Source organism: Streptococcus sp. 2741 (assembly GCF_013276315.1).
GTDB classification, from domain to species: Bacteria; Bacillota; Bacilli; order Lactobacillales; family Streptococcaceae; genus Streptococcus; species Streptococcus pseudopneumoniae.
This window is the reverse complement of the sequence record NZ_VMKU01000069.1, coordinates 15,908-38,684: the sequence shown is the minus strand read 5'-3', so window position 1 is coordinate 38,684 and position 22,777 is coordinate 15,908. Positions and strand designations below refer to the sequence as shown.

Annotated in this window: 20 protein-coding genes, 1 tRNA gene and 2 pseudogenes; 5 read left to right on the top strand and 18 right to left on the bottom strand. The window is 38.2% G+C overall.

From position 1 onward, the window contains the following. Positions 1-11: 11 nt before the first annotated feature. From rbsD to HT671_RS07415, 3 genes are read right to left on the bottom strand one after another with little or no spacing between them, the layout of a single operon-like run. Positions 12-410 carry a D-ribose pyranase gene (gene rbsD / locus HT671_RS07425; RefSeq protein ID WP_000759834.1) on the bottom strand — a complete coding sequence of 133 codons (399 nt, stop codon included), beginning with the start codon at positions 408-410 and terminating at the stop codon, positions 12-14. Next, positions 385-1,296, bottom strand: a complete 912-nt coding sequence (rbsK, locus tag HT671_RS07420; protein WP_050207927.1) for a ribokinase — start codon at positions 1,294-1,296, stop codon at positions 385-387. The genes rbsD and rbsK overlap by 26 nt, the downstream gene beginning before the upstream one ends. Continuing rightward, on the bottom strand, positions 1,296-2,270 hold the full coding sequence (locus tag HT671_RS07415) for a LacI family DNA-binding transcriptional regulator (RefSeq protein ID WP_050207926.1): 975 nt from the start codon (positions 2,268-2,270) through the stop codon (positions 1,296-1,298). The genes rbsK and HT671_RS07415 overlap by 1 nt, the downstream gene beginning before the upstream one ends. 144 nt (positions 2,271-2,414) lie before the next feature. Here HT671_RS07415 and HT671_RS07410 point away from each other — a divergent pair. Next, a pseudogene (locus HT671_RS07410) lies at positions 2,415-2,483 on the top strand (DNA-binding transcriptional regulator); the annotation flags it as partial. Here the strand turns inward: HT671_RS07410 and HT671_RS07405 are convergent. From HT671_RS07405 to HT671_RS07385, 5 genes are all read right to left on the bottom strand, one after another. Continuing rightward, the gene (locus HT671_RS07405; protein WP_000091551.1) at positions 2,480-2,947 is read right to left on the bottom strand and encodes an 8-oxo-dGTP diphosphatase; all 468 of its coding nucleotides are present in this window, start codon (positions 2,945-2,947) and stop codon (positions 2,480-2,482) included. The pseudogene HT671_RS07410 and the gene HT671_RS07405 overlap by 4 nt on opposite strands. A gap of 68 nt (positions 2,948-3,015) precedes the next feature. Then, positions 3,016-3,504 carry a GNAT family N-acetyltransferase gene (locus HT671_RS07400; protein ID WP_000216002.1) on the bottom strand — a complete coding sequence of 163 codons (489 nt, stop codon included), beginning with the start codon at positions 3,502-3,504 and terminating at the stop codon, positions 3,016-3,018. After that, the gene (locus tag HT671_RS07395) at positions 3,470-4,033 is read right to left on the bottom strand and encodes a GNAT family protein (RefSeq protein WP_050207923.1); all 564 of its coding nucleotides are present in this window, start codon (positions 4,031-4,033) and stop codon (positions 3,470-3,472) included. Before HT671_RS07395 ends, HT671_RS07400 begins: the two co-directional genes overlap by 35 nt. 9 nt (positions 4,034-4,042) lie before the next feature. Beyond that, a complete protein-coding gene (uvrB, locus tag HT671_RS07390; protein WP_050207922.1) occupies positions 4,043-6,031 on the bottom strand; it encodes an excinuclease ABC subunit UvrB in 1,989 nt (662 codons plus the stop codon). A 76-nt stretch (positions 6,032-6,107) separates the two neighbouring features. Further along, the gene (locus HT671_RS07385) at positions 6,108-7,061 is read right to left on the bottom strand and encodes a CPBP family intramembrane glutamic endopeptidase (protein ID WP_172923107.1); all 954 of its coding nucleotides are present in this window, start codon (positions 7,059-7,061) and stop codon (positions 6,108-6,110) included. A 172-nt stretch (positions 7,062-7,233) separates the two neighbouring features. Between HT671_RS07385 and HT671_RS07380 the strand changes: the two genes are divergently transcribed. The 3 genes from HT671_RS07380 to zwf all read left to right on the top strand — a co-directional run bounded on the left by HT671_RS07380 (position 7,234) and on the right by zwf (position 11,777). Further along, on the top strand, positions 7,234-9,399 hold the full coding sequence (locus HT671_RS07380) for an ABC transporter substrate-binding protein/permease (RefSeq protein WP_172923106.1): 2,166 nt from the start codon (positions 7,234-7,236) through the stop codon (positions 9,397-9,399). Next, positions 9,399-10,139, top strand: coding sequence for an amino acid ABC transporter ATP-binding protein (locus HT671_RS07375; RefSeq protein WP_001096326.1), 741 nt, complete (start codon positions 9,399-9,401; stop codon positions 10,137-10,139). The genes HT671_RS07380 and HT671_RS07375 overlap by 1 nt, the downstream gene beginning before the upstream one ends. A 150-nt stretch (positions 10,140-10,289) precedes the next feature. Continuing rightward, complete coding sequence (gene zwf, locus HT671_RS07370; protein WP_172923105.1) at positions 10,290-11,777, top strand: glucose-6-phosphate dehydrogenase; 1,488 nt, start codon at positions 10,290-10,292, stop codon at positions 11,775-11,777. A gap of 45 nt (positions 11,778-11,822) precedes the next feature. On the opposite strand, the gene ftsY is transcribed toward zwf, so the two are convergent. The 7 genes and pseudogenes from ftsY to HT671_RS07340 form a co-directional block, all read right to left on the bottom strand. After that, positions 11,823-13,112, bottom strand: a complete 1,290-nt coding sequence (gene ftsY / locus HT671_RS07365) for a signal recognition particle-docking protein FtsY (protein ID WP_172923104.1) — start codon at positions 13,110-13,112, stop codon at positions 11,823-11,825. A 3-nt stretch (positions 13,113-13,115) separates the two neighbouring features. Continuing rightward, the gene (locus HT671_RS07360) at positions 13,116-13,934 is read right to left on the bottom strand and encodes a Cof-type HAD-IIB family hydrolase (RefSeq protein WP_023938599.1); all 819 of its coding nucleotides are present in this window, start codon (positions 13,932-13,934) and stop codon (positions 13,116-13,118) included. After that, positions 13,934-14,725 (bottom strand): HAD family hydrolase, encoded by a 792-nt coding sequence (locus tag HT671_RS07355; RefSeq protein WP_023938600.1) that lies wholly within the window; start codon positions 14,723-14,725, stop codon positions 13,934-13,936. The genes HT671_RS07360 and HT671_RS07355 overlap by 1 nt, the downstream gene beginning before the upstream one ends. 268 nt (positions 14,726-14,993) lie before the next feature. Beyond that, a pseudogene (locus HT671_RS07350) lies at positions 14,994-15,533 on the bottom strand (DNA methyltransferase); the annotation flags it as partial. Between the two features lie 54 nt (positions 15,534-15,587). Next, positions 15,588-15,716, bottom strand: coding sequence for a site-specific DNA-methyltransferase (locus HT671_RS11675; protein ID WP_004242334.1), 129 nt, complete (start codon positions 15,714-15,716; stop codon positions 15,588-15,590). Further along, positions 15,700-16,926 carry an MFS transporter gene (locus tag HT671_RS07345; RefSeq protein WP_172923103.1) on the bottom strand — a complete coding sequence of 409 codons (1,227 nt, stop codon included), beginning with the start codon at positions 16,924-16,926 and terminating at the stop codon, positions 15,700-15,702. Before HT671_RS07345 ends, HT671_RS11675 begins: the two co-directional genes overlap by 17 nt. A 27-nt stretch (positions 16,927-16,953) precedes the next feature. Continuing rightward, the gene (locus HT671_RS07340) at positions 16,954-17,022 is read right to left on the bottom strand and encodes an SHP2/SHP3 family peptide pheromone (RefSeq protein ID WP_133302227.1); all 69 of its coding nucleotides are present in this window, start codon (positions 17,020-17,022) and stop codon (positions 16,954-16,956) included. A gap of 79 nt (positions 17,023-17,101) precedes the next feature. Between HT671_RS07340 and HT671_RS07335 the strand changes: the two genes are divergently transcribed. Further along, positions 17,102-17,953 carry an Rgg/GadR/MutR family transcriptional regulator gene (locus HT671_RS07335; RefSeq protein ID WP_023938601.1) on the top strand — a complete coding sequence of 284 codons (852 nt, stop codon included), beginning with the start codon at positions 17,102-17,104 and terminating at the stop codon, positions 17,951-17,953. A gap of 193 nt (positions 17,954-18,146) precedes the next feature. On the opposite strand, the gene smc is transcribed toward HT671_RS07335, so the two are convergent. From smc to HT671_RS07320, 3 genes are all read right to left on the bottom strand, one after another. Next, positions 18,147-21,686 (bottom strand): chromosome segregation protein SMC, encoded by a 3,540-nt coding sequence (smc, locus tag HT671_RS07330; protein ID WP_023938602.1) that lies wholly within the window; start codon positions 21,684-21,686, stop codon positions 18,147-18,149. Continuing rightward, entirely contained in the window at positions 21,677-22,375 is a 699-nt protein-coding gene (gene rnc, locus HT671_RS07325; RefSeq protein WP_000661480.1) for a ribonuclease III, read from the bottom strand. Before rnc ends, smc begins: the two co-directional genes overlap by 10 nt. Before the next feature lie 305 nt (positions 22,376-22,680). Continuing rightward, positions 22,681-22,752: transfer RNA gene (locus HT671_RS07320), tRNA-Arg, on the bottom strand. Between the last annotated feature and the right edge of the window lie 25 nt (positions 22,753-22,777).

Below are 22,777 nucleotides of genomic sequence, written 5' to 3'. Positions count from 1 at the left end.
GCAACCCCCTTCTAAATAATAACTCCTGATTGCAAGATTATATTCGAATATGGTGTATCTTCCCCAGTGCGAATAACTGCCTTAACTTTAGTATTCATAGCTTTCAATTCTTCGTGACTAATATATTCAATAATTATATTCGATTCTAAAAGATCTAAAACTGCTTGCCACTGTTCTTTGTTTTTTTCCTTAATTTCTTCTGCTAAGAAAATTTTTTCAATAAGTACATGATCTGAATATTCTTTTAAAACTTCTAAAAAACTTGGACTACCTTTTCTTAATGCTAAATCAATTTTATCAACACCTTTTGGAACTGGCAATCCTAAATCTCCGATACAAACCAAATCCATATGACCTAAATCATCAGCTAGTTTTGCTATATTACTATTTAAAATCCCATATTTCTTCATATCCTGAATGCTCCTTTATTTCTTTCAAACTCGGCATGCCTCCTTGCGCTCCAAATCTTTGAACAGAAAGATGTGAAGCAATCGTTGCAAAGGACAATGCAACATTCATCTCTTTTCCTTTTGAGATAGCATAAGCAAAAGCACCATTAAATGTATCTCCTGCTCCTGTAGTATCAACTACTTCTGCTTTTATAGCAGGAATCTTCTGAACTACTGCCCCATCATAATAAATGGAACCTTCAACTCCTAATGTCACAATCATTTTATTAGGATAAATTTTAATAATTTCTTCTAATTTCTTATCTAGAAAAAGCTCTGAACATTCATGCTCATTAGGAGTAATAAAATCACAAAAAGGAATCATCTCTATGTCTGTTTCTCTAGCTGGTGCAGGATTGTAAAGCACCTTAACTTGATTTTCTTGACAAAATTTAGCTATAGATAGGTTGGCTTCATGTGGTATTTCATTCTGTAATACAACAATACTTGCATCACTAATCAATTCCCACTCATTTTTCCAATCATTTGTTTTAACTAAATTATTCGCTCCGGGATAATAAATAATCCTATTATCACCTCCATATAAAGTAATTTGTGCAACTCCTGTAGATTGTGGTACCGTTCCCACATATTCTGTAGAAATATTATTATTTTGCAGATTACTTAATAAATCTGCTGAAAAAATATCTTCTCCGACGTTTCCAAATATGTAAATATTATCTTCTACACTGGATAATCTACCAATAGCTACAGCTTGATTTGCACCTTTTCCACCTGGAACTATATTAAATGAATCCCCAAAAATTGTTTCACCTCCTTCTGGAATCCTTTTTGTTCTCATAACTAAGTCCATTGAAATACTTCCAACAACAACAATTTTACTCATTACTTTCTCCTTAATGTATTTCTTTCTACGTATCTAACAGGTAGTTTAATTTTAGCTTCATCTATAGAGAACTTATTTGCCATATTATAGATTAGTTTTGCAGCCTGTTCTCCCATTTTATATGATGATTGGTGAATAGTTGATAAAGAAGGGTAAATAAATTGACTAAGTACAATATCATCATAACCAATTATTTGAATATCATCTGGAATTTTTTTACCAATTGCTAAAATTTCATGAATATAAGCTATCGCATGAATATCAGAAGGTGCTATAATACTATCAATATTTGGATTTCTTTTTAGATTCTCTTTAGCTTCTTTTTGAATTTTTTCAAACTCAAATGTTTCACTTTCTTCAATACGAATCTCTAAAGATTTATTCCTCAAATAGTTTAAACTTGCTTCAAATCGTTCCGCAATGTTCTCAGCTTTATCATCTAAAACTTTAATAATCAGAACTTGTTTAGCACCTGCATTACAGATTGCTTCAGCAGCCAAACGACCACCTGACTGATTATCAGAAAAAACACCGTAACCTGTATCTTTACTAATTCGGTCAACCACAACAACAGGTAATGATAAATCTGGATATTCTTTTGTGAAATCATGTGTAGTAATAATGCCAGCAGCATTTGTTTTCAACAGCAAGTTAACATATTCACTCAAAGATTCTTGGTCTGAAATCGTACCAACCATAATTCTATAACCTTTATCTTTCAAATATGATTCAGCGCCTCGAACCAATCTTGGGAAGAAGGGATTTGAAATATCTGGCAATAAGAGTCCTACTATTTGGTTTTTTTTGGTTTTCAAAGATTGTGCTAATACATTTGGTGTGTAATTTAATTTTTTAATCGCATTTTTTATTTTCTCTCTCGCATCATCTCCAACATAACCTTTTTTTGATATATATCTTGAAACCGTTGATTTTGATACTCCAGCTTCTTCAGCAACCTGTTTTATTGTAGTCATCACTCCTCCTTCTCACGTTGTGGAACCGTTCCCTTATTCTATAGTAAACGTTTTCTTTTGATTTGTCAATACTTTTCTAAAAATATTTTAAATTTATTTCAGAGTACATATATTTTTTCCTAATCTTCTATTACTATTAGACAGGAAACGCAACAAGACCTCCAATATATCGAGGAGGCCTTGGATCAGCTCGGTTATTTAGTAAAGGATTAGAAAATTTTCTTTTCCCAATCGTCTTCTGTACGGTGGCGGTAGAAAAACTCTGACTTGTCAGGAGCGTCCATCATCTCCATCAAAGGTAACATATCATAGGCCAGATCCAAGTTTGGAATCTGGTCTTTTTGCACCCAAGAAACTTCTCCCTCTTCTGAAGATTGAAGGGTACCAGAGAACTCAGTTGCCTTATAACAAACGACAATGTAGCGCCCGCCTGTATCTAGTGGCCAGTTCTTGATACCGACTAGTTGAGGATTTTGGATAGTCAATCCTGTTTCTTCGTAGATTTCACGAATGACAGACTCCGCGAAAGACTCGCCATTTTCTACATGGCCTCCTGGAAAGGCATAACCAGACCAGCGATTGGTTTCAGGAGAGCGATACTGCATCACCACGCGCTGAGTTTCGAGGTCTTCAATCAGACAAATATTTGTTAAAATCGTTAATTGGGAACGGGACATAAATTTACTCGCTTTCTAATTTATTAAATTTTCAGACTTGGTACCATATTAGCTTTTACTTTTGAGAATTATTTAGAATAGAATACCATCCGTTTTTCCTTTATAGGCTTTCCAAGTTCAAGTATTTTTTCTTGTCCATCAAAAGTAAAACCCATTTTTTGATAGAAAGCAATGGCGCGCTTGTTATCTTTCAATACCCATAAGAAAATTTCAGAAAAATGATTAAGATCAGTCAAAGCTGCTTTCACTAACTTTTGTGCGATTCCTTTTCCATAATAGTCTTTTAAAACATATAAAGCAATAATTTCACCAGCTTGAATAGTCTCATCACGACAGTTGCCATAACTTATAAAACCAACTATCTTCACACCATCCATCGCAATCAATGTATTTTCTGGATACTTTTGACTAAAGAGTCGACATCTTTCTAATGTCATTGTCTCCTGAAATTCCGCAGGCAAAAGGTCATCATAAGCCTCTCTCCACGTTTGCCAGTGAACGAAGGATTTACCTTCTATCTCTTCAGGAGTTTCCATTGATTTGATAATAACCGTCATTTATTTTCTCCCAGTCTTCTCTCAAAATACCATATTTAATACTGTCAAAATATTTACCTTGATAATAACGAACTTTTGGAATATGAGCTTCTTTTTTCATTCTTAATTTTTCAGCAAGTTTCATCATACCAATATTTCCTGACCAAGTTGTCAAACCCAGATGCTCCAACTCCAAGTAATCCTGAAACGTCCTATCTATCCACTGCAACATAGCAACTTTCCCAATACCAGTGTTCCAGAATTTTTTATCATAAATACCAATTCCCAATTCCATCCATCTTGTTTCTTTACATACCCAATAACGCGAAACAGTCCCAACTAGTTTATCATCAACAAAAATACCAAGGCGATTTGAGTGGCTTAAAATGGATTCTGATTTTTGTAGTTCGAATTCTTTAAAATTTGAAAAATACTGATAATCATCATAATAGGGAGCATCATACTGTTTCCAAACTGGATTAAGCTGTGAATAAGCCATTTCCCATAAAGACATCAAATCTTCTTTCTTTAACTTTCTTAAATAAATCATACTATTCCCCTAATCCAAGGCCTTGACTTCCAGCATCATATCACGAATCTGAGCTGCTAGTTCAAAGTCAAGCACTTCAACGGCTTCTTGCATTTGTTTTTCGAGTTTCTTAACAAGTTCTTTGCGCTCTTGTTTGTTTAGGCTATTGATATCGATTTCCTTGTCCTCTTCCTTAGCAACTACCTTGGTCACGGCAATCAGGTCACGAATTTCTTTCTTGATGGTTTGTGGAACGATACCATGTTCTTCATTATAGGCCATCTGGATTTTCCGACGGCGGGCAGTTTCATCGATAGCACGTTGCATAGACTGGGTAACGGTGTCAGCATACATGATGACATGACCTTCACTGTTACGGGCGGCACGCCCAATGGTCTGGATGAGTCCACGCTCGTTACGAAGGAAACCTTCCTTGTCAGCATCGAGAATCGCTACGAGGCTCACTTCAGGAACGTCAATTCCTTCACGAAGGAGGTTGATTCCGACCAAGACATCAAAGACACCCAAGCGCAGGTCACGGATGATCTCCGTCCGTTCCAAAGTCTTGATATCCGAGTGCATGTACTTGACCTTGATGCCCATTTCCTTGAAGTAGTCAGTCAAGTCTTCTGCCATTTTCTTAGTCAAAGTTGTGATAAAGGTTCGTTCGTTCTTTTCAACACGGGCATTGATTTCACCCAAAAGGTCATCAATCTGTCCCATAGTCGGACGGACTTCCACCTCAGGATCCAAGAGTCCCGTTGGACGAATGATTTGCTCAATTACTGTCTCGGTCTGTTCATTTTCATAGTCGCCCGGTGTCGCTGAAACGTAAACAATCTGATGGACATGGCTTTCAAACTCTTCACGACGGAGAGGACGATTGTCCAGAGCAGACGGCAAACGAAAACCATAATTAACCAGCATTTCCTTACGCGAACGGTCTCCATTGTACATGCCTTTTATTTGTCCCATAGTCATATGACTCTCGTCAATCATAATCAAAAAATCATCTGGGAAGAAGTCGAGAAGCGTATAAGGAGGCTCACCCTCACTCCGTCCATCCATGTGGCGTGAATAGTTTTCAACCCCATTGGTATAGCCCATCTCGCGCAGCATTTCAATATCGTACTCTGTCCGCTGTTTCAAGCGCTGGGCTTCAAGCAGTTTGCCTTGCTTTTCAAAGACAGCTAGTTGCTCTTCTAATTCTGCTTGAATCTTGGCAATAGCATCCTCCATATGATCGTCATTGGTCACAAAGTGAGTCGCAGGGAAAATCGCTAAATGATCCACTTCTCCCAATACCTGACCAGTCAGAGCCTCAACCTCACGAATACGATCAATTTCGTCTCCAAAAAATTCTACTCGAAAGGCATGTTCATCACGAGATGCTGGGAAAATCTCCACCACATCCCCACGCACACGAAATCTTCCCCGTTGGAAATCAATATCATTACGTTCAAACTGGATATCAACCAAGTCATTCAAGAGTTTATCACGAGAAATTTCAAGACCTGGACGGAGACTCACGACACTATCAGCGTATTCCTTGGGCGAACCCAAACCATAGATACAAGAGACTGAGGCCACGACAATAACATCATTGCGCTCCAAAAGAGCCGAAGTTGCTGAGTGACGAAGCTTGTCAATCTCGTCATTGACAGAGCTGTCCTTCTCAATATAGGTATCGCTAGAAGGGACATAGGCCTCAGGTTGGTAATAATCATAGTAAGACACAAAGTACTCAACTGCATTTTCAGGGAAAAATTCCTTAAACTCCCCATAGAGCTGTCCTGCCAGAGTTTTATTGTGGGCGATGACCAGAGTTGGTTTATTGACTTTGGAAATGACCTGACTCATGGTATAGGTCTTCCCTGTTCCAGTCGCCCCCATCAGAATCTGAGCTTTTTCTCCACCCTCGATATTATCAACCAACTGCTCGATAGCTTGGGGTTGATCTCCTGATGGTTGATATTTTGATACTAGTTTAAATTGATTATCTGTAATGCGATTGATCATAAGAATCCTCTCTCCATGTGCTATTCCTATTTTAGCATACTTGTAGCATTTTCACGAAGAAAAGGACGGACCGAAGTCACATCCTTTCATTTTCTTTCTTTAATTGATAAGCGAGATAAAGAATCAGCAGAAACAAAATAATACTGGACACGATGGATCCCTCAATACCAAAAGACCCACCAGATAGCCAGTCTTGATTGCCTTGTGGTAAAAAGGTCATCAGCGATGTTCCTGACGGCTGACCACTAACTAAAATCTCAAAGAGATTGCCCTGAGCAAAATTCCAGGCTCCATGAATACCACCTATACCCCATATAGTATCTGTTTTAAGAAGATATAGGGACATGGCAACTCCGAATAAAAAGAGATCAATTGCAGATAAGAAAGTTATGCCTGGATTTCCTAAATGAAGTAAGGTAAAGAGACTACTAGATATGATAATAGCGACTTTAAGATTAGTTCTCTTAGCCAATTGTGGAATCAGCCAAGCACGAGTAACCAATTCTTCTGCCGTTCCTTGTAAAATCCAAAAAGGTATTGTAAATAAAGTAAAAGCTAGCGAATAAGTATCCAAGTGAATGGAGTCAAATTGATACTGCCCCAAGGCTACTAGTCCAGCCAAAGCAAGTATAAAGAGGGATAGACCAAGACCGTATCCTTTAAATAAGGCACTTAAAAAATTTTCTTTATAGAATCCCAAGGTTCGAATCGGTCTTTTCTCTACTTTTCTAGTCCATCTAAACACAGTTAAGATGATAAAACCAAAGGACAATAATTCAAATATTAAATGGATGTCACTTGTTTTATCAGATAAATTCTGAAATAACATTTGAAGGAAATCTGAAATTCTTTGACCACCCATACCAAGATTGCTAAATAGCCCGATCAATGCTAAAAAACTAAGGCCAAAAAATAGAGAAGATATGAACTCAGATATATAGACGAAAAATAGAGCTAACAAGGGGCTTGTGTAAATGTTTAAACTCATTTTTGAAGCTTGGAAGTCTTTAAATATTCTTTTGTTCTTCATATCCCCGTCCTCTTTTCTTCTATATACACTATTATTATAGCACTTTTTAATAGCAATTCAAGAAAGAAAAGGAAAAATCAATGTTATATTTTCTGACACGAAAAATATAAAAATTTGCCTTTTTTTACTTTTTCTGATATAATGAGAGAATATTCGGAAAAGGAGACTAAAAATGAAGAAAAAATTTCTAGCATTTTTGCTAATTTTATTCCCAATTTTCTCACTAGGTATTGCCAAAGCAGAAACGATTAAGATTGTTTCTGATACCGCCTATGCACCTTTTGAGTTTAAAGATTCAGATCAAACTTATAAAGGAATTGATGTTGACATTATTAACAAAGTCGCTGAGATTAAAGGCTGGAACATTCAGATGTCCTATCCTGGATTTGACGCAGCAGTCAATGCGGTTCAAGCTGGGCAAGCCGACGCTATCATGGCAGGGATGACAAAGACTAAAGAACGTGAAAAAGTCTTCACCATGTCTGATACTTACTATGATACAAAAGTTGTCATTGCTACTACAAAGTCACACAAAATTAGCAAGTACGACCAATTAACTGGCAAAACCGTTGGTGTTAAAAACGGAACTGCCGCTCAACGTTTCCTTGAAACAATCAAAGATAAATACGGCTTTACTATTAAAACATTTGACACTGGTGATTTAATGAACAACAGCTTGAGTGCTGGTGCCATCGATGCCATGATGGATGACAAACCTGTTATCGAATATGCCATTAACCAAGGTCAAGACCTCCATATTGAAATGGATGGTGAAGCTGTAGGAAGTTTTGCTTTCGGTGTGAAAAAAGGAAGTAAATACGAGCACCTGGTTACTGAATTTAACCAAGCCTTGGCTGAAATGAAAAAAGATGGTAGTCTTGATAAAATTATCAAGAAATGGACTGCTTCATCATCTTCAGCAGTGCCAACTACAACTACTCTTGCAGGCTTCAAAGCCATTCCTGTTAAGGCTAAATACATCATTGCCAGCGATTCTTCTTTTGCACCTTTTGTTTTCCAAAATTCAAGCAACCAATACACTGGTATTGATATGGAATTGATTAAAGCAATCGCTAAAGACCAAGGTTTTGAAATTGAAATCACCAACCCTGGTTTTGATGCTGCTATCAGTGCTGTCCAAGCTGGACAAGCTGATGGTATCATTGCTGGTATGTCTGTCACAGATGCTCGTAAGGCAACTTTTGACTTCTCAGAATCATACTACACTGCTAATACCATTCTTGGTGTCAAAGAATCAAGCAATATTGCTTCTTATGAAGATCTAAAAGGAAAGACAGTTGGTGTTAAAAACGGAACTGCTTCTCAAACCTTCCTAACAGAAAATCAAAGCAAATACGGCTACAAAATCAAAACCTTCGCTGATGGTTCGTCAATGTATGACAGTTTAAACACTGGTGCCATCGATGCCGTTATGGATGATGAGCCTGTTCTCAAATATTCTATCAGCCAAGGCCAAAAATTGAAAACCCCAATCGCTGGAACTCCAATTGGTGAAACAGCCTTTGCCGTTAAAAAAGGAGCAAATCCAGAATTGATTGAAATGTTCAATAACGGACTTGCAAACCTTAAAGCAAACGGAGAATTCCAAAAGATTCTTGATAAATACCTAGCTAGTGAGTCTTCAACCGCTTCAACAAGCACTGTTGATGAGACAACTATCTGGGGTCTGCTTCAAAACAACTACAAACAACTCCTTAGCGGGCTTGGTATCACTCTTGCTCTAGCTCTTATCTCATTTGCTATTGCTATTGTTATAGGGATTATCTTCGGTATGTTTAGCGTTAGCCCATACAAATCTCTTCGTGTGATTTCTGAGATTTTCGTTGACGTTATTCGTGGTATTCCATTGATGATTCTTGCAGCCTTCATCTTCTGGGGAATTCCAAACTTCATCGAGTCTATCACAGGTCAACAAAGTCCAATTAACGACTTTGTAGCTGGTACCATTGCCCTCTCACTCAATGCGGCTGCTTATATCGCTGAAATCGTTCGTGGTGGTATTCAGGCCGTTCCGGTTGGTCAAATGGAAGCCAGCCGAAGCTTGGGGATTTCTTATGGAAAAACCATGCGTAAGATTATCTTGCCACAAGCAACTAAATTGATGTTGCCAAACTTTGTTAACCAATTCGTTATCGCTCTGAAAGATACAACTATCGTATCTGCTATCGGTTTGGTGGAACTCTTCCAAACTGGTAAGATTATCATTGCCCGTAACTACCAAAGTTTCAAGATGTATGCAATCCTTGCTATCTTCTATCTTGTAATTATCACACTTTTGACTAAACTAGCGAAACGCTTAGAAAAGAGGATTCGTTAATGGCAAAACTAAAAATTGATGTAAATGATTTACACAAAAGCTACGGAAAAAATGAAGTTTTAAAAGGAATTACGACCAAGTTCTATGAAGGAGATGTTGTTTGTATCATTGGTCCTTCAGGTTCTGGTAAGTCAACTTTCCTCCGTAGCCTAAATCTCTTGGAAGAAGTTACTAGCGGTCACATCACTGTGAACGGTTATGACTTAACTGAAAAAACAACCAACGTTGACCACGTACGTGAAAATATCGGAATGGTTTTCCAACACTTCAACCTCTTCCCACATATGTCTGTTTTGGACAACATCACCTTTGCTCCTATTGAGCACAAGTTGATGACTAAGGAAGAAGCTGAAAAATTGGGAATGGAGTTGCTTGACAAGGTTGGGCTAGCAGATAAGGCTAAGGCCTGTCCAGATAGCCTGTCAGGTGGTCAAAAACAACGTGTAGCCATCGCTCGTGGACTTGCAATGAATCCAGACATCATGCTCTTTGATGAACCAACTTCTGCCCTTGACCCTGAGATGGTCGGAGACGTACTAAACGTTATGAAAGACTTGGCTAAACAAGGCATGACCATGATTATCGTAACCCATGAGATGGGATTTGCTCGTCAGGTTGCCAACCGAGTTATCTTTACTGCAGATGGTGAATTCCTTGAAGACGGAACACCTGATCAAATCTTTGATAACCCACAGCACCCACGTCTGAAAGAGTTCTTGGACAAGGTCTTAAACGTTTAAACTCAAACTGTAAGGATTTCCTTGCAGTTTTTTTCTACCTCGTATTGGATTTTTTGATTTTTCGGAAAATTATGTTAGAATTAAGTTTATGAAATGAGGTTTCCTCATACCTAGCAAGACTAGGAATAAAAATAGAAATTAGGTAGCTAGATGTCATCTAAGGTTATTGTTACAATTTTCGGTGCGAGTGGAGACCTGGCTAAACGCAAGCTCTACCCTTCCCTATTTAGACTATATAAATCCGGCAATCTTTCCAAACATTTTGCCGTCATTGGAACTGCCCGTCGTCCTTGGAGCAAGGAATATTTTGAATCTGTTGTCGTCGAATCGATCCTTGATTTGGCAGATAGTACCGAACAGGCTCAAGAATTCGCTAGCCACTTCTACTATCAAAGTCATGATGTCAATGATACAGAACACTACATTGCTCTACGTCAATTACAGGCTGAATTAAATGACAAGTACCAAGCTGAACACAACAAGTTCTTCTTCTTGTCTATGGCTCCTCAATTCTTTGGAACCATTGCCAAACACCTCAAGTCTGAAAACATTGTGGATGGTAAAGGTTTTGAACGCTTAATCGTTGAAAAACCATTTGGTACAGATTACGCAACTGCAAGCAAGTTGAATGACGAGCTCCTAGCGACATTTAACGAAGAACAAATTTTCCGTATCGACCATTATCTTGGTAAGGAAATGATTCAAAGTATCTTTGCAGTTCGCTTTGCCAACCTGATTTTTGAAAACGTTTGGAACAAGGACTTTATCGACAATGTTCAAATTACCTTTGCAGAGCGCTTGGGGGTAGAAGAACGTGGTGGCTACTATGACCAATCTGGTGCCCTCCGCGACATGGTACAAAACCATACTCTACAACTTCTTTCTCTGCTTGCCATGGACAAGCCAGCCAGCTTCACAAAAGACGAGATTCGTGCTGAAAAGATTAAGGTCTTTAAAAATCTCTATCATCCAACTGATGAAGAACTTAAAGAACACTTTATCCGTGGTCAATATCGTTCTGGTAAGATTGATGGCATGAAATACATCTCTTATCGTAGCGAGCCAAATGTGAATCCATACTCTACAACTGAAACCTTTGCATCTGGTGCTTTCTTTGTAGACAGCGATCGATTCCGTGGTGTTCCTTTCTTTTTCCGTACAGGTAAACGACTAACTGAAAAAGGAACTCATGTCAACATCGTCTTTAAACAAATGGATTCTATCTTTGGAGAACCACTTGCTCCAAACATTTTGACCATCTATATCCAACCAACAGAAGGCTTCTCTCTTAGCCTAAATGGGAAGCAGGTAGGAGAAGAATTTAACTTGGCTCCTAACTCACTTGATTACCGTACAGATGCAACCGCAACTGGTGCTTCTCCAGAACCATACGAGAAATTGATTTATGATGTCCTAAATAACAACTCAACTAACTTTAGCCACTGGGATGAGGTTGGTGCCTCATGGAAATTGATTGACCGTATCGAAGAGCTCTGGGCTGAAAATGGTGCCCCACTTCATGATTATAAAGCTGGGAGCATGGGACCTCAAGCTAGCTTTGACTTACTTGAAAAATTCGGTGCCAAATGGACTTGGCAACCAGATATTGCCTATCGTCAAGATGGTCGTTTAGAATAAAAAAATTTCCTGCAAGTTTATGCCTTGCAGGATTTTTGTTTCTGGTTAGATTAAGCCTTCCAAGAGACCTTTCATAAAGTTTTCTGAGTTAAACTCTCCAATATCATCGATTTTTTCACCAAAACCAATCAATTTTACAGGAATATTGAGTTCTTCTCGGATGGCTAGAACAACACCACCTCGAGCAGTTCCGTCAATCTTAGTCAAGACAATTCCAGTTAATGGCGTGATTTTCGAAAATTCTTTGGCCTGTACAAGAGCGTTTTGACCTGTTGATGCATCAAGAGCCAAGAAGGTTTCATGGGGGGCCTCTGGAACAACACGTTTAATGATACGACCAATCTTTTCCAACTCAGCCATGAGGTTGTCCTTGTTTTGCAAACGACCAGCAGTATCAATCATGAGAATATCGATACCTTCAGCTACGGCACGTTCCATGCCATCAAAGACCACACTGGCTGGGTCAGCTTTTTCAGGTCCAGTCACCACTGGAACGTCCACACGACGGCCCCATTCAGCAAGCTGGGCTACTGCCCCTGCACGGAAGGTATCTGCCGCAACCAGCATGACCTTCTTACCTGCTTGTTTGTAGCGGTGGGCTAGTTTCCCAATAGAAGTTGTTTTCCCAACACCATTAACACCAACAAAGAGCATGACTGTCAAGCCATCTTGGAAGTGGATACTTTCATCATAGTTTCCATCCTTTTCATAAAGCTCAACCAATTTCTCAATGATCACACGGCGTAGTGCGTCGGGTTTCTTGGCGTTTTCTAGCTTGGCTTCGTAGCGTAGCTCCTCGGTTAAGTTAGAAGCCACCTGGACACCAACGTCACTCATGATGAGCAGTTCTTCTAGTTCCTCGAAAAATTCTTCGTCAACAGAGCGGAAGTTAGCAAAGAAGGCGTTCAAGCGGGCACCAAATCCTGTACGAGTTTTCTTGAGACTACGGTCATATTTTTCCTGAACGGTTTCTTCTGCTTGAAGCGTTTCTGGTTCAAGCACTTCAGAACTATTTTCTTCTACAGTTCGTTCGTGCTCAGGATTATCTCCCTCTGAGACTTCTTCTGAGTTTGGAAATTCTTCTATTTCTTCTTGAGAAACCTCTACAGTTGGCTTTGAATCCATACTTTCTTCAACTGTCTCTTGATTATCCTCTTCTTGGAGCAGAGTTTCTTCAGAACTTTCAACCTCTGCTTCTTCTTGAGGAACTTCCTGAGCTTCTGTTAAGACAGGCTCAACATCTTCAGACAAATCAAGATTTTCCAGAGCTTCTTTTACAACTTCTTCGATTTTAGGTTCTTCTTTTTTTCCGAATAGACGGTCAAATAATCCCATATCTTAGTTCTCCTTTAGCACATATTCTTCGATAGCCCAGGCGACAGCTTCCTCATCATTAGTCATTGGAGTTACCACATTTGCGGCTGCCTTGACTTCAGGAACAGCGTTTTGCATGGCAACACCGAGCCCTGCCCATTCAATCATCGAGAGGTCATTGGCCTCGTCACCACAAGCCATAACTTGACTTTGGTCGATTCCAAGATGGCTGATTAGTTTTGCCAAGCCTGTTGCTTTATGAACATTCTTTGGTGACCACTCTAGCAACATTTCACGTGATTTAAAGATTTCATATTGGTCGTATAATTCTGGTGAAATCTTCTGAATAGCTGCATCCAAAGGTTCCTGATGAAATGCAGTCACACATTTATTGTAGGTCATCTGACTAGACAAGTCTTCAAAAGCAGTTGGAATAAACGTTAGAGTCGGGTTTAACTGGGCATATAAACTTTCTTGGTCAGACTGAAGCTGATAAACTGTTCCTTCTGAAATGGCGTATAAGGGGATTCCTAGTTTTTCAGTTTCCTCGTAAATTCGAGTCACATCATCAATCGAAAAGACTATCTTATCAAGAATCTCACCCGTATTTTTCTGAACCAAACCACCATTAAAGGTAATCGTATACTCATCTTCCTGGCCGTCAGTCCCTAGTTCATGGAGAAAGAAATCCATAGCTTTTAAGGGACGACCAGTTGTCAATACGACCTTGATACCACGATCACGCGCAGCTTTCAAAGTTGCCTTGGTACAATCCGTCAGCCTTTTATCAGTAGTCAGCAAGGTCCCGTCTAAGTCCAATGCAATCAATTTTATATCTGCCATTATAAGCCCTCCATATAAGCTATAACCGACTGGTCCTTATGGTGACCAATCACTGTCTCTGCTAATTCTAAAATTTCAGGTCGTGCATTTTCAGGAGCTACAGGATGTCCCACAACCTGCATCATATGCAAGTCATTTAGATTGTCTCCAAAAGCCATAACCTGATCCATTGTGATACCAAGTTTTTTAGCTAATTCAACAATAGCCACACCCTTATCGACATAGTCCAGAACAATATCAATAGATTCAAAGCCAGTTGTCATAGCCTTGACACCAGGAACATGTTCATTAACCCAAGCTTCCCCAGCTTCCAGCGTTTCTTCTGTGAAGTTGGTTGTAAATTTGAAAATGTCATCTGTAATATCTTCCAGACTCGCTACTTTTTGGATATTTTCATTATAGTGCTGGCTCTCTTTCAAATAGGTCTCATCAACCGTATCTAGCACATAAGAGCCTTTTTTCCCCGTCAAGAGCAGTTTATTGACATCTACATAAGGTGACGTTTTCAGCTTTTCAAAAGTTGCCAGATAAAAGTCACGAGACATGGTCGCTTCATACAAGTCCTGACCTTGATACTCTACTAAACTGCCATTTTCCGCGATGAAAATAATGTCATCACGAACATCAGCAAATAATTTTTCTAAGGATAGAAATCCGCGCCCCGAAGCCACCGCAAAGTAAGTCCCTTTTTCCTTGTAGGAAACCAAGAGAGACTTGAGGCGGTCCATATCAAAGCGCCCATTCTCATCTAGGAAGGTTCCGTCCATATCCGTTGCTACTAGTTTAATCATAAATTCTTCATACTCCTTAATAAATCCACCTTCTATTATACCATAGAAAAAGCAAATAGCGCCTAATCCATTTGAGATTAGACGCTTGATAAACTCCCTACTTTATCACTTGATTTTTATCCAATATCGCTTACCCCTTTGGTATATCTGGATTTTTTCTAAATTCCCAAACTAACTTCCAATGCCAATAAAAGTTGAAATTAATCTGATAAAAATCGAAAAAACAAGGACGAGATACCCATCTTTCAGAATTGTCTTAAAGGTTTCTTCATAATTTATAAGTGGTTGGATTTAATTCATAAGTAATGAACTTTCTGTTTTTCTTAAAAGCACACAAAGATGTAGTTGCTTGCCTCATAAACGGATCCAACACAACATCACCTTCCAGAGAATAAATATCAATAAGTTGATTGACAATTTGTTCTGAAAAAGCTGGTGGTCTTGTAGAATAATCCCAAGGTATATTCCAAATGCAGTCAATAAATTTAGTTCCCTCAATGTTTCTATCCCACACTATAAATTCTGACTTTTTCTTAAAAATCAATATGTATTCATAGTTATTTAGAATCAAAGACTCATTATTCGAATAACTTGAAGGATATTTTTCAACTTGATTTTTGATATATGAAGTATTATTCAAATTACATATTATTGTCCCTTCAATATAGAAATTATGCTCCGCAAAGAATTTTTCAATTTCATGTTTGATATCGTAATACATATTTTGATTTTTTCTGCTAATTTCTACAGAACTGCAAATATTGATGCAAATTGTTCCTGTTTCTTTTAATATTTTACTACATCTTTCCCAAACACTATTTAGACTCTAAATATAGCCTTTATATGTTTCTATTAACCCAATCTAATTATCGTGTTGATAATCAACTAAATTAAAATATGGTGGAGAAGTGATTATTAAATCAACAGAATCATTTTCGACATCTTCCATAGCTCTGGAATCACCTAAATAAGCCTTATTCTCTGTTTTCATGTTTTTTACTCCTTTTAGTTTTTTCTATTAACATATACGAGATTAATATCATTACAATTATAAAACTAGAAATCAATAAGATAGTTATTCTCATATTAAATATTTGAATTCCTACACCAATTATCGGATTTACCAACATTGTAACAAGACTAATTGAAAAGGATAGTCCTGATATAACTGTTGCTCTTGAATTGTCATCAACCCAAAGATGTAACATCTCCATGATAATAGGATCAAGAATATCTATGATAATGTACAACAGTAGAAGACTAAATATAAATGTGGCATTGAAAGGCAAAATTTGAAAAATAATGGAAATCATTAGTATCAATGATAGCAGCATAATTAATTTAGAAACTCTTATTTTTGATATTTTATAAGCTTGAGTTGCTACTATGCCACCAATGATACTATAAATCATAAACATAGCTCCATTAATAGATGTAGAAAATCCTATTTTAGAAAAATAATCTGGTAATAAAGCAAACATTACGTTAATTGCTGAGACAATAACCGTAGTAAAAGCGAACATGAAAAGAATTTTAGTAGATTCTAGCAACCTATGAAAAACTGAAAATAATTCTTTAAATTTCGGAACACCATTTTGATTAAGATCTTCTATAGCGTTTTTCTGATTATCTGGAATAGATATGATGATTATCATTGAACCTATAAGTGTAAAAGACTGAATAAAATATGGTAAATATCTTGTAATGCTATACAAACCACCTCCTATAAATGTAGCAATCCCCAAAGTCAGAGCACTGATTAATTGTAACTTTCCTCTTATTTTCCCATAACTCTCCTCCTTGCCTTCACTTCTTAGAGATTCAAAAAACAAGGCATCATCAGCTCCACTTAATAAAGCATTTCCTACTCCTTCTAAAACAAATGCCCCTAGAATAACATAGTAAACATAGTCCTTCATTAGCAAGATTGATGAAAGAGTTAATAATGGAGTAATTGATAACAGAACTAGTCCCAATAGAACGATTTTCTTCTTACTAAATCTATCTCCTAAAATTCCGCAGGGAATCTCTGAAACTAATTGAGAAAATAGAAAAATAGATTGAAAAAATGCAAATTGTACTAAAGATAATCCCAAAAACTGGACAATAAAGATAATATTTACTATTCTAGTAAATCGTAAATTTGTAAAAATGATATATAGATAATATTTTAACTCTGATGAAATTTTATTGCTGATCATACCACATTCCTTCTAATTCATCTTTTACTAACCAAAAATTATGATAATATCCATCACCAAAACCAAAATCGGCAAAAATTTTGAAATTTTCTTCATACTCGGACTTCCTTTCCGTTTTTATTTATTGTACAATAAATAAAAACGGATTTAATTTTTGTTGGGAAAATGGGAAATTATGAAATCAAAACTTGGCATCACACTTAGAAAAGTTCGTAAAGGAAAACAAATTAGTCTATGCTCTGTAGCAGATGAACATCTTTCAAAATCTCAAATATCTAGATTCGAACGTGGGGAATCAGAGATATCTTGTATTCGACTTATCAATATTTTAGACAAATTACACATTACTTTAGATGAGTTTCTTATTTTACATGATGAAGATTATACTAATACTGAATTATTCGCTAATTTGGTTCAATATATTCGTAAGCAATATTCATCACAAAACATCAATAATATAGCCGCTCTACTTTCTGACTCATCACATTACACTTTAAATTCGTTCGAGAAAACAATGATAAAATCCATTCTACATACAATGGATTCCAGCATTATTCCATCAAATAAAGAATTACTTCAATTGACAGATTATCTCTTCAAAGTTGAAAAATGGGGTTACTATGAAATCACTTTATTAGGTAACTGTGTACGAACAATAAACTACAACTCCTACTTCCTATTAACAAAGGAAATGTTGAACAATTACATCTACTCTTCATTGAATAAAACAAATAAGCGAATTGTCACTCAACTGGCCATCAATTGTCTAATCCTGAGCATAGGTAAAGAAGAATTTTCAAACTGTACTTATCTAATCTCCGAGATAAAAGCATTATTAGATAATGAATTAAACTTTTATGAACAGACAGTTTTTCTCTATGCAACTGGTTACTTTGAATTTAAACGTCATTCAGATAGCGGAATTGAAAAAATGAAACAGGCCATACAAGTGCTTGATATTTTAGGAGAAGACAAGTTAAAATTACACTATACTAGCCATTTCGATAAACTGGTAAACAAAGAATAGATGAAATGATTCTCTACTATTTAACATTTTACAAATCAAGGGTGTCTCCATAAACTCACAACATCTCTAATGATTTTACCCTGATAGCAATAGACAGTTAAAAAGCCCTGAAATCAGCTAAATTTCAAGGCTTTCTTTATATGCTATTGTATCAATTTACTTATTCCGATTTCTGTTGCTACTAGTTTAATTGTCATCCTTCAATACTTTCTAAATCTTTTAACTTAACCGAAACAATTTTTGAGACACCTGATTCTTGCATGGTCACTCCATAGATAGAATCAGCCGCTGCCATGGTTCCCTTACGGTGGGTCACAACGATAAACTGGCTGTCCTTGTCAAATCGATTGAGGTAATCCCCAAAACGTTTAACATTGGCTTCATCCAGCGCAGCTTCCACCTCATCCAAGATGACAAATGGAATGGTCTTGACACGAATAATGGAGAAGAGCAAGGCAAGAGCTGATAAGGCTTTTTCCCCACCACTCATGAGATTAAGCGACTGGATTTTCTTTCCTGGTGGTTGGACTGAAATCTCAACCCCAGCTGTCAGTAAGTCACCCTCAGTCAATATCAAGTCTGCCTGACCTCCGCCAAACATCTGTTTGAAGGTCACTTTAAAGGACTCACGAATAGCTTCAAAAGTTGATTTAAAGCGTTCCTTGACCTCATCATTCATCTCTGTAATGGTCTCAAGGAGCAGGTTTTTCGCTGACAAAATATCATTTCGCTGGCTATTGAGGAAATCCAGACGGCTGTGAACTTCTTCGTACTGTTCAATAGCATCCAAATTGACAGGCCCCAGTGAGCGAATAGCCTTCTCTAAATCCTTAACTTCTTGCTCTGCCAGATTGAGGTTTTCCAATTCATGTGCCTTTTCTAGTGCTTCAGTATAGCTAATCTGGTACTGGTCTGTTAATTGACCTTGTAAATGACGTAAGCGCTCGCTAACCTTTTCTTTCTTAGCTTCAGCACGTGTTTGCTTGCGAATCCACTCTTCATTCTGCTGGCGAGCCTGATCCAAATGACTAGCAATATCATCCAGCTGACCTTCAATATCATCCAATTCAAACTGCTTGCGAATCAAACCTTGTTGGAGATTTGTTTTCTGATTTTTGGCTTCTTCAGCCTGTTGACTGAGCAATTCTGTATCAACCTTCTCAAGATTGTCAACCTTTTCTTGAAGAAGACGCTGGATTTCCTCTTGTTCGATATTCAGATTATCCAATTCCTTGCCTAGACGGTCAATATCAGCCACTTCATAACGTTTTTGCCCTTGCAGTTCTGTCTTAAGCAGGCGAGCTTGCGCTAGCTCTTCCTGCAAGTTTTGATAACGTTCTTGGATGGCGTTTTTGTTAGACTTAATCTCTTCAATCTCAGCTTCCAGATTTTGCTTGTCACTGGCGATAGTAGTAAGATGCTCTTGGTATTTTTCCTTATCCGCTTGCCAATCTCCGTCAGAAAGACGATTTAATTCCTCTTCTTGAAGTTTCCAAAGAGTTTCTAGCTCTTCAACTTGTTGACTGGTTTGCTGATAAGAGAGGGATAAGCCCTGCTCCTGAATACGAGCCTGCTCTCCTTGAGATTTGATGGCTTCTAATGATTCGGTCAATCTAGCCATCTGGTCTTGTAAGGTCTTCAAAGCCACTTCTTCTGAACGAAGACTTGCTTCTTCTTCAGCAATTTCTTTTTGTAATTGCTCCAGTTCTGGCTTGATGAAAATGCTGTTATTCTGGCGATTAGCTCCACCTGCATAGGAACCACCTGTACGCAACTCTGTCCCATCCAATGTCACCATGCGAACCTGATAACGAACTTGTCGAGCAGCTTCACGCGCATGTTCTACTGTATCAAAAATCGCTGTCGTAGCTAGTAAATTCTTGAAAATAGCTTCCAGTCTAGTATCGAATGTCACCAACTCATCTGCCATGCCCAGAAATCCCGGACTTGCAGCGATAGCATCTTGATTCTGACTAGAAATCGTACGCGCCTTGATCGTTGTCAACGGAAGGAAGGTTGCGCGACCAGCCCTGTTGCGCTTTAGGAAATCAATCGCCTTAGTCGCCGCGTTCTCATCCTCTACGATGATGTGCTGACTGCTTGCTCCAAGCGCAATCTCTAAGGCAGTTTGATAATGAACATCAAAAGTCAGATGCTCACTAACTGCCCCAATAATCCCACCAAGGCGGTCTTTTTCTTGGAGGACACTCTTAACACCTGCATAAAAGTTACTATGATTTCTCAGGATATTTTCCAAACTTTGAGCTCTGGCCTGCTTGTTTTTGAGATTATCCAGACGGTCAAAGAGTTGACTTTGTTGAGCTTGATAGGAAGCTTTCTGCTCCTCTTGCTCCTTGGCAATAGCTTGGTAGTCGGCCAGTAATTTCTGAACCTGCTCCTTAGCAGATTCAAGCTCCGCCTTTTGCTGACTAGCCTTCTCTTTAGCTGTAGCCAGCTGTTCTTTCAGCTTTTCTAATTGATCTGCTTGTTTTTGAGAAAGCTGACGACTATTTTCCAACTCATTCTCAATACGAGTCAGTTGGTTTGAGACATCCGCTTCTTCTTGTAAAAGAGCTACAAAGCGTTCACGCAAAAGCTCAATCATCTGATCAGGATCATCTGAAAAAGCCAGCAATTCAGCCTCTAGTCGATTGAGTTTTTGATTATTTTGGACTAGATTTTCCTCTAAAAGTGCCAAAGAGCTTTCCTTATCAGATTTTTCTTTGCTGAGTGATTTTCTCTTATCTTCCAAAGTAGCCAAACGGGCTTGTGCTTCCTGTTGATTCAGGGCTACTTGCTCAGATTCCAGTTTCGATAGGGCTAATTTTCTCTCTAAATCACTAATTAGACTAGCCAAATCCATCAAACTGTCTTGGTCTTTGGCCATTTCAGCCTGTAAATCTTGGCGTTGCTTCTTGAGATTCTGATTTTCTTCTTCTAATTTTTCACGCTTTTGGTAATAGCTTGTCAAGAGTTCCTGAACCTGTACCAACTCTTCTTCTGTCGAGTCTAGTTCAGCCTTATTTTCCTTGATTTGAGCAACTAAAACATCCAAGTAAATAATCTTGCGTTGACCTTCCAAATCTAAAAACTTACGAGCATTTTCAGCTTGCTTCTCAAGAGGCTTGATTTGATTATCCAACTCGTAGATAATGTCTTCAAGGCGGTCTAAATTATCCTGAGTTTGCTGCAGTTTACTCTCAGTTTCTTTGCGACGAGTCTTGTATTTCAAAACCCCTGCAGCTTCTTCAAAAATAGCTCGGCGTTCCTCAGGCTTAGAATTAAAAATCTCCTCAACCTTCCCTTGGGAAATGATGGAGAAGGAATCTCGTCCCAAACCTGTATCCAAGAAAAGGTCATGAATATCACGCAGACGGACTTTCTTGCCGTCAATCTTGTATTCGCTATCTCCACTACGATAGATATGGCGCTCGACCTTGATTTCTTGACTAGCATCCTTGATAAATCCATCTTGATTATCCAGAGTCACAACTACAGAAGCATAATTGAGCGGTTTGCGACTTTCAGTTCCAGCAAAAATGACATCCGGCATCTTGCCGCCACGGAGACTCTTAACACTTGACTCCCCCAAGGCCCAACGCAGACTTTCTGTAATATTTGACTTTCCAGATCCATTGGGTCCAACAACTGCCGTCACACCTTGGTCAAAAACGACCTTGGTCTTATCAGCAAAAGACTTGAATCCCTGAATTTCGATTTCCTTTAAATACATGAATCCAGCCCTTTCTCAACGGCATTTTTGGCAGCTTCCTGCTCTGCTAATTTCTTAGAACGACCTTGGCCTTGACCGATGCTCTTACCTTCAACAAGAACTTCTACATCAAAGACCTTATCGTGAGCAGGCCCTGTTTCAGAAATCACCTGATAACGAATAGCCACATCACCATTGACCTGAAGTAACTCTTGGAGATGGGTTTTGTAGTCTGTAATCATCTCAAACTCGCCTGCTTCTACCTTAGGAATCATAACTTGGTAGATAAATTCCTTGACCTTGGCCACATCCTTATCCAAAAGAAGGGCACCAAGAAAGGCTTCAAAGGCATCACCAAGAATGGTGTCACGATTGCGACCACCAGATTTTTCTTCCCCTTTACCCAACTTGATAAACTGGTCAAACTGGCAATCACGCGCAAAACCAGCTAAACTCTCCTCACGGACAATCATAGCACGGAGTTTTGATAGGTCACCTTCAGGCTTTTTAGGATATTTTTTATATAGATATTCTGAAATCAATAACTGTAGAACAGCGTCTCCTAAAAATTCCAAGCGTTCATTGTGTGAAATTTTTAAGAGGCGGTGCTCATTGGCATAACTCGTATGAGTAAAGGCAGTCTCCAGTAACTTTTTGTCTGCAAATTCGATTGCAAAATGGTTCTTTAGTACAGTTTGTAATTCTTTCATACCAACCTCTTTCTAACTGATAACAGTCCTTTTTATTATATCAAAAAAAGCCTCCTGAGTCACTCTAAAACGGGACTGGAGGGGATTTGGGCATTCTTTAGACAGAGATTTTCAGTTTTATACTCAATGAAAATCAAAGAGCAAACTAGGAAACTAGCCGCAGNNTAAGACTGACGAAGTCAGTTACATATATCTACGGTAAGGCGACGTTGACGTGGTTTGAAGAGATTTTCGAAGAGTATTAGGGGCAAATTTGAGGCAGGATAAACAAAAAGCCCTATTAAAGGCTTTTTAGGATGTTTACATCCACCCTGAGGGAATCGAACCCCCATCTCAAGAACCGGAATCTTACGTGATATCCATTACACTAAGGGTGGAAACTTGTTTTATTATAACAGAAAT